Origin of the sequence: Ralstonia flaminis, assembly GCF_958415495.1 — a bacterium.
GTDB classification, from domain to species: Bacteria; Pseudomonadota; Gammaproteobacteria; order Burkholderiales; family Burkholderiaceae; genus Ralstonia; species Ralstonia flaminis.
Map to the genome: position 1 here is coordinate 1 of NZ_CATZLL010000043.1, position 831 is coordinate 831.

The 831-nt window shown below is 64.6% G+C and carries 1 protein-coding gene; it reads left to right on the top strand.

What is annotated here, in order from left to right:
- Positions 1 to 831 (top strand): LysM peptidoglycan-binding domain-containing protein (locus tag R2N11_RS26360; RefSeq protein WP_316682965.1); only part of this gene is annotated, 831 nt, incomplete at both ends.

Genomic DNA, 831 nt, shown 5'->3' on the forward strand with positions numbered 1-831 from the left:
CGCAAGACCAGACCAACGGCCTGGAAGTGCGCTCCAACCAGTACGACGCCAACGGCCGCCTGCTGCACCAGCGCACGCTCAAGAGCGACGGCGCGCTCAAGGCGGACATCCACTACAACAGCTATGACGCGGCCGGCAACGTGCTGCAGTACGCGGTCACGGACTACGACGGCGGCTACACCAACACCTACACGTACGGTCTGCAGCGTTTCGAGGGCTACAAGCAGAGCACGGTCTCGGGCACCAGCACCAAGATGGACCCGGGCACGACCACGAGCAGCTACGACGTCAACGGCAACCTGGTCGGTATCACCGATTCGACCAAGTGGCAGAACAACCGCACGTTCGTCAATGACGTATCGGGCCACGTGCTGATGGCGAACCAGGGCGGCAACGCGGTCCGTGAGCTGGTGGTCAACGGCGAGGTGATCGGCCAGCACGGCGTGGGCATCAACCCGGTGACGCCGCGCGACGGCAACGGCAACCCGAACTTCTCGTACACGGCGGACTTCGACTTCGGCTACCAGCCGATCGTGGCGAACTACCCGAACGCGGCGCCAGGCAGCTACACGGTGCAGAACGGTGACACGCTGCAGAGCATCGCGCGCAGCGCATACGGCGACTCGGCACTGTGGTTCCGCATTGCAGAAGCGAACGGCCTGAGCTCGGACCGAGACCTGCGCGTTGGTCAGACGCTGAACATCCCGAACAAGGCCGCCGGCGTCCACAACGACGGCAGCGTGTTCAAGCCGTACGACCCGAGCAAGGTGGTGGGGGATACGACGCCGAACCTGCCGATGCCGAGTGCAGATGGTGGGTGTGGTGCCATGG